The following is a 2,031-nucleotide window of genomic DNA, read 5'->3' on the forward strand; positions in this document are numbered from 1 at the left end:
TATCGCCGAGGCTGGTTAACGCGAGAGCACATTCAAGCCGCAGGAAAAGCCTTATCTAAAAACGATTATGGCCGCTATCTTCTAGAGTTATTGGAAGAATAAATGTCGAATATACCGCTAATATCTTTTCAGAAAATGGGTGATGAGCGAGGCTCATTAATCTCGTTAGAGCAACACAAAAACATTCCTTTTGATATCAAACGTATTTACTACATCTTTGATACACAAAGCGGTTTAGCGAGGGGCTTTCATGCACATTACGACTTAGAGCAAGTCGCTATCTGCATGAAAGGTAGCGTAACTTTCGTCATTGATGATGGCACCACGAAAGAGACAGTGACGCTTTCTTCTCCCGATGTAGGACTGCATATCAAAGGCTTAAAATGGCGTGAGATGCACGACTTTTCTGAAGATTGTGTACTGATGGTTGTCGCTAGTGAATTGTATGATGAAGCCGATTATATCCGTGACTATGACACATTTCTTAAAGAGGTAGCCCATGCGAATTCATGCACTCAGTAATGTTGCTTCATCGACGATTGGCGAGGGGACGTCTATTTGGCAATTTGCCGTGGTCCTTGCTGGGGCTAAAATCGGTCGTGACTGTAATATCTGCGCGCATACCTTCATCGAGAATGATGTGGTCCTAGGAGATAGAGTCACCGTAAAGTGCGGCGTTTACCTCTGGGATGGCATTGAAATTGAAGATGATGTGTTCATTGGCCCGGCAGCTGCTTTTACGAACGACAAGTTCCCGCGTTCAAAAGTGTGGCCAGAAGCTTTCCCGAAAACAAAAATCCTGTCAGGCGCCTCCATCGGCGCCAATGCCACGATTTTGCCAGGCATAACCATCGGAAAAAATGCGATGGTTGGTGCAGGCAGTGTGGTCACCCGTTCAGTGCCAGACTATGCGGTTGTGGTTGGAAGCCCAGCCAAGATAGTACGTTATGTAGAGAAAAATAATGGTTAATTTTTTAGAGCTAAAGCGCTTAAATGCCGAGTACGAAGACGAATTGAAACAAGCCTGTGCACGCGTAATTGAATCTGGCTGGTATATCCTTGGCAAGGAAACGGAACAGTTTGAACAAGCATTTGCTGACTACTGTGGAGTTAAACACTGTATAGGCGTTGCGAATGGCTTAGATGCTTTAACACTGACGTTAAAGGCTTGGCGAGAGCTAGGCAAAATCAACAAGGGTGATGAAGTTATCGTACCGGGTAATACTTATATCGCATCGGTACTGGCCGTCACCGAAGCGGACTTGGTACCGGTGTTTGTGGAGCCGAATGAGCAGACGCACAATATCAGTCCTGAAGCGATTGAAGCGGCGATTACAAAAAAGACCAAAGTGATTTTGCCGGTGCACCTGTATGGTCAGTTAGCCGATATGCCAGCGATTATGGCGTTGGCGACAAAACACAATCTTCTCGTGTTGGAAGACAGCGCTCAGTCTCATGGTGCGACACTTGCTGGTAAGAAATCTGGCGCCTGGGGGGATGCCTCAGGTTTTAGCTTTTATCCGGGGAAAAACCTAGGTGCGTTAGGTGATGGTGGCGCTATTACGACTAGCGATGATGAGCTGGCAGAAACCTTGCGTGCCCTTCGTAACTACGGGTCTCATGTTAAATACCAGAATCTTTATCAAGGTCTGAACAGTCGTTTGGATGAAATTCAGTCGGCGATGTTGTCAGTGAAACTGAACTACCTTCCAGCGCAGACGAAAGCGCGTCAGGAGCTGGCGGCATTTTACTTACGCGAAATCAACAACCCGAATATTATCTTGCCGGAAGTAGCTGAGCCTGAGGCACATGTATGGCATTTGTTTGTGGTGCGCAGTTCACACCGAGATGCGCTAGTTAAGCATTTATCAGAGCATGGTATTCAGACACAAGTGCATTATCCGATAGCGCCGCATAAACAGCAGGCTTACAAAGAGTTCAGTCATCTGTCATTGCCGTTGACGGAGCAGTTGCAAAATGAAGTGCTGTCATTACCGATGTCGCCTTACTTGAGTGAACAAGAGAGAAGTG

3 protein-coding genes are annotated in these 2,031 nt (G+C 46.5%); all 3 read left to right on the forward strand.

Going from position 1 to position 2,031, the window contains the following annotated elements; all coding sequences use genetic code 11:
* The first annotated feature begins 102 nt into the window (after positions 1 to 102).
* On the forward strand, positions 103 to 522 hold the full coding sequence (locus R7D93_RS25105; protein WP_053306496.1) for a sugar 3,4-ketoisomerase: 420 nt from the start codon (positions 103 to 105) through the stop codon (positions 520 to 522).
* Positions 500 to 970 (forward strand): acyltransferase, encoded by a 471-nt coding sequence (locus tag R7D93_RS25110; RefSeq protein WP_053306497.1) that lies wholly within the window; start codon positions 500 to 502, stop codon positions 968 to 970. Before R7D93_RS25105 ends, R7D93_RS25110 begins: the two co-directional genes overlap by 23 nt.
* On the forward strand, positions 963 to 2,031 hold a 1,069-nt coding region (locus R7D93_RS25115; protein ID WP_318129540.1), incomplete at its 3' end, for a DegT/DnrJ/EryC1/StrS family aminotransferase. The genes R7D93_RS25110 and R7D93_RS25115, both read left to right, overlap by 8 nt.

The sequence above is a fragment of the Vibrio sp. YT-15 genome, from assembly GCF_033337445.1.
Lineage (GTDB): Bacteria > Pseudomonadota > Gammaproteobacteria > Enterobacterales > Vibrionaceae > Vibrio > Vibrio alginolyticus.